The sequence below is a fragment of the Corallococcus sp. AB030 genome (assembly GCF_003668965.1).
Lineage (GTDB): Bacteria > Myxococcota > Myxococcia > Myxococcales > Myxococcaceae > Corallococcus > Corallococcus exiguus.
Genome location: NZ_RAWQ01000372.1, coordinates 1 through 4388, shown reverse-complemented (window position 1 = coordinate 4388; position 4388 = coordinate 1). Strand labels below are relative to the sequence as shown.

Annotated in this window: 2 protein-coding genes and 1 pseudogene; all 3 read left to right on the top strand. The window is 66.2% G+C overall.

The genetic code is table 11. From position 1 onward, the window contains the following. A pseudogene (locus D7Y15_RS42440) lies at positions 1-340 on the top strand (hypothetical protein); the annotation flags it as partial. A 78-nt stretch (positions 341-418) separates the two neighbouring features. Next, positions 419-2440, top strand: a complete 2022-nt coding sequence (locus D7Y15_RS42435) for a putative metal-binding motif-containing protein (protein ID WP_121756111.1) — start codon at positions 419-421, stop codon at positions 2438-2440. 328 nt (positions 2441-2768) lie between these two features. Next, positions 2769-4361 carry a putative metal-binding motif-containing protein gene (locus D7Y15_RS42425; protein WP_121756109.1) on the top strand — a complete coding sequence of 531 codons (1593 nt, stop codon included), beginning with the start codon at positions 2769-2771 and terminating at the stop codon, positions 4359-4361. Positions 4362-4388 lie beyond the last annotated feature (27 nt).

Below are 4388 nucleotides of genomic sequence, written 5' to 3'. Positions count from 1 at the left end.
GACGTCCAACGCGCGGATCACCGCCAATGGCGGCGGTGGTGGCGAGGGCGCCGCTGCCAGTGATGGAAGCGATGGCGCGAGTGGCCGCGAGGACTCCAACAGCAGCGCCAACGGCGGCGCGGATGGCACTCCCCTGGGTGGAGATGGTGGCAAGGGTGGCACCTCAAGCGCCCCCACGTCCGGCGACAACGGAGGAACGCTCGTGCTGGTGAACGGTGCTGGCGGCGGTGGCGGCGGCGCCGCGGGCTCCATCCACCTGCGCAGTGTTCGCTCCTGCGTCCTGAACGACGCCGTGCTCAGCCCTGCCCCTACGGGTGGCTGTCCCGCCCCCGCCCCCTGACGTGTCGGGTTGGCCACGGGTCACGTCATCAGCCGCGAGATTTCAGGGGAGAAGGGACGACAGGTAGACTGCGGAGCCGTGTATCGGCTCTGCCTGTTGGGATGTGCGTTGCTGCTGGCTGCCTGCGGGGAGAAGGCCCCCGACGAAGGCGCCATCCGTGTGTCCGTGACCTACGGCACCTTCAAGCCCGCGTGCGTGCGCGTGGAGGCGAAGGACGAGAAGGGGCACCAGGAGGCCACGGACATCCCTGCCAGCGCGTTCAAGAACCCGGAGAAGCAAGAGGTCCTGGTCGCGGTGCGCCGCAAGGCGGACTGGGACACGGCGCTGAGCCTCACGGTGTCGTCGTTCACGGAGGCCACGGGCAACCGGTGCGCGGGCGAGGTCGTGGAGACGCGCTCCAGCGAGCAGCCCGTGGTCGTCCCCGCGAAGGCGTTCGCCCGGTGGGACCTCCGGCTCTCCGCCGAGGACAGCGACAAGGACGAGCACCTCACGGGTGCCACCTGGAGGAAGCAGCCCGACTGCGACGACTTGAACGCGGACATCCACCCTGGCGCCACCGAGACCTGCGGCGGCACGGTGGACCTCAACTGCAATGAATTGGTGGGCTGCCAGGAGGCGAACTGCTACGGCACGCCATGCGACGACGGCGATGCGTGCACGCTGAACGACCGCTGTGTGGGCACGGGCCGCGAGGCGCGGTGTGCCCCCGAGAGCACGAAGACCTGTCCCCAGCCTGGCGGCGCGTGCCAGCCACGTCAGGAGTGCAAGCCCGAGACAGGCATGTGCGAGACCGTCAGCTCCCCCGCGGGCCAGCCCTGCGACGACGGCAACAAGTGCACGAACGCAGACAAGTGCGACGCCAACGGGACGTGCTCGGGCACCCCGGTGTCTTGTACCACCACGGAGCAGTGCTTGGCGGCCCAGGGCACCTGCAACGTGAACACCGGCACCTGTGACTTCACGCCGATCCCCAACACGACTCCCTGCCAGGACAACGAGAGGTGCACCGAGCCGGACCGCTGTGATGGGAACGGACACTGCGTGGGAACACCCAAGGTCTGCACGGCGCCGCTGTGCCAAAAGGTCAAGCAGGTCTGCTCGGCCACGAGCGACTGCGAGTTCGAGCCCGACGTCAACGGCCTCTGCACGACTTCGGGAGGAGTTCCCGGTGTGTGCCAGGCGGACCTCTCGTGCAGCCCGTTCCCCTACCGGCCCTACAACTTCGATCCGACGACCATCGCGGCCGCGGACATCGGTGAGCTCAAGACCAGCGCTGACATCACGTTCAACACCGCCGACAAGAGCTGGAACCCCACGAGTGCCATCTCCACCGCGGCATCGCTCAAGATTGTGTCGATGCCGCAGCAGAACGGGAATCCGCCCGTGCTGCTCATCCCGGTGAAGACACTCGAGCTGAATGGGCCCCTGCGAATCATTGGCCCTTCCCCCGTCATCCTGGCGGTCTATGGCGACGCGAACGTCAGCCAGTCCATCCTGGCCTCGGGCAGCATCATGAATCCCACCGCGGCTTGCGGCGCCTCCCAGGGCGGGAACGGCACGTACGGCGGAAAGACTGGCGGTGGCGGTGGCGGCGCTGGCAATGGCACGCCTGGCGTTAACGGAGGAGCGGGCTACAACAACAGCCAAAGGTTTGGCGCTGCGGGAACATCCCGGCCCACCGGGGCCGAGCCCCTCCTGGGAGGCTGCCCGGGCGGCAACGGTGGCGGCAATGGTTCCGCCACTCCCGGCACGGGTGGAGCCGGAGGCGGCGCCATCCAGTTGTCGGTCGCACGCAATCTGACGATTTCGAAAGCCGTCGGCGCGAGTGGCTTCGGTGGACAGAGAGGCGTTGGAGGGGGCGCGGGCGGGGGCGGTAGCGGCGGCAGGGTGGTGCTCGAAGCCTTCCAGCTGACGCTCCATGCGAGTGCCCGCGTCACTGCCAATGGCGGCGGTGGTGGCAGGGGTGGCAGCAGTACAAACAATGACGGCGTGGATGGAGCCAATGGCAGCGAGGACTCAGCGAACCCAGCCGCTGGCGGCGACAGCGGGAATGACACAGGAGGAAGCGGCGGCGCTGGCCTGAGCTATCCCCTCATTTGAAGATTCCCCTCGGAGAATGCATGAGCAGCCGAGCGAGCAAGCTCAGAGGGGAAATCGAAAATGAGGGGATGCTTCAGGGCGCTGGCGGGGCCGGCACGGCAGGTCCCGTCAAAGGCTCTGACGGAATCAAGGACGCCTTCAATACCGAAGGCAGCGGCGGCGGAGGCGGCGGCGCCGCGGGCTCCATCCACCTGCGCAGCGTCCAGTCCTGTTCCCTCGCGATTGGGCACCTCATCAGCCCTCCGGCCTCAGGTGGTTGCACGGCCCCCTGACCCGCCTCCCGCCTGGAATTCCAGCAATGGAGGGCTGACGGGTACAGTGCGGCACCATGCGTCTGTTCTGTCTATTGACCTGCGTGGTGCTGCTGTCCGCCTGCCGCATGAAGGAGCCCGCCGAGGGCGTGCTTCGCGTGACCGTGAAGTACCCGTCCTACCGACCCCAGTGCCTACGCGTAGAGATAGGTGACGGGAGCAATCGGGTGGGAACAGACCTTCCCTCCGACCAGCTCAAGGGGCCTGACGCGAAGGAAGTTCAGGTCGCGATGGTCCGCAAGGCGGCGTGGGGCGATCGGCTGAACGTGACGGTGACTTCATTCTCTGCCTTCAACGGCAATCAATGTGCGGGGGCACTCGTGGAGGTCCACGAGGACCGTGCGTTGGATGCACCGCCCGGCAAGTCCATCGACTGGACCGTCACCTTGCTGGCTGCGGACCGGGATGGCGACGGCTTCGTCGCGAGTGTTTCCGGCACGGAATTGCCCGACTGTGATGACTCCCGCTCGGACATCTACCCGGGGGCCATTGAAATGTGCACCGCGGATATCGACTCCGACTGCGATGGCCACAAATCCTGCGAGGACAGCGACTGCTTGGAAAAGCCCTGCATCGATGGCGACGTCTGCCATGATCCAGGTTCCTGCAATGGCAGCGGTGCATGCATTGGCATACCCACACCTTGCCCGGCCAAGGATTGCACTCAGGTAGCGGGCTGCACGCGTAACTCGTCCTGCCTTTACTCACCCGATCCGGCACAACTCAACCAGCCTTGCGGCGAAGACGGGTCTGGGATTCCGCATGTTTGCCGTGCCGATGGCCAATGCGTCACGTTTCCCTTTGTCCCGAGCAACTTCGATCCGAACAGCATCCCAAGCCAGGAGATTGGTGAACTGCGAACCACCGGGGCCGTGGTGTTCGACACGAGCGTCGGCACCTGGGCGCCCGCTGGCGCTGGCCCAGATACGGGAGACTTCACCATCAAAACTCTGCCCCAGTCTGGAGACGCCCCCGAAATCCTTCTCATTCCCGTGCGGACCCTGGCCCTGGGCGGCGAACTGCGCATTGTAGGCAGCCGCCCGGTCATCTTCGCGGTGTATGGGGATGCGACCCTGAGCCATGACATCCTGGCCAGTGGGCGCATCGTGAACGGAGCGCCGGTTCCCGGAACCGGGGGCAATCGAGCATGCGCAGCGTCGCAGGGCAAGATGGGGACGAGACAAGTTTACTCGGACGAATCCGGGGGTGAAGCCAGGCTACAAATCCTGGGCGGAGGTGGAGGCGGCGCGGGCGGTGCAACGATTGGAGCGCTTGGCGGCAGCACCTCAAACACCTCGACCACGGGGGGTGACATGGGGGTCCAGCAGGCATCGGCCATCTCGCCACTCTTTGGGGGATGCGCGGGAGGCAATGGAGTTAGCCAGACTGGCTCCGGTGGCGCTGGTGGTGGCGCCATTCAGCTCTCCGTAGCCAGGACGCTGACCATTCGGAAGGTCGTTTCGGTGAGTGGCGGAGGTGGCCTGGGTGGCTTGGCGTCCACCACGATGTCGGCGGTCTCAAGCGGTGAACGCACCACGTGGGTGCTCACCATGGCACCCTGCTTGACGGGAGGCACTGGGTGCGAGGCAGAGGGAAAGCAGCAAGGCTGACAGGTGAGGACAGGCTGGAGATTCGTC

Coding starts and splice junctions, on each gene's coding strand:
- D7Y15_RS42425 (WP_121756109.1), top strand. CDS start 2,769: ATGCGTCTGTTCTGTCTATTGACCTGCGTGGTGCTGCTGTCCGCCTGC.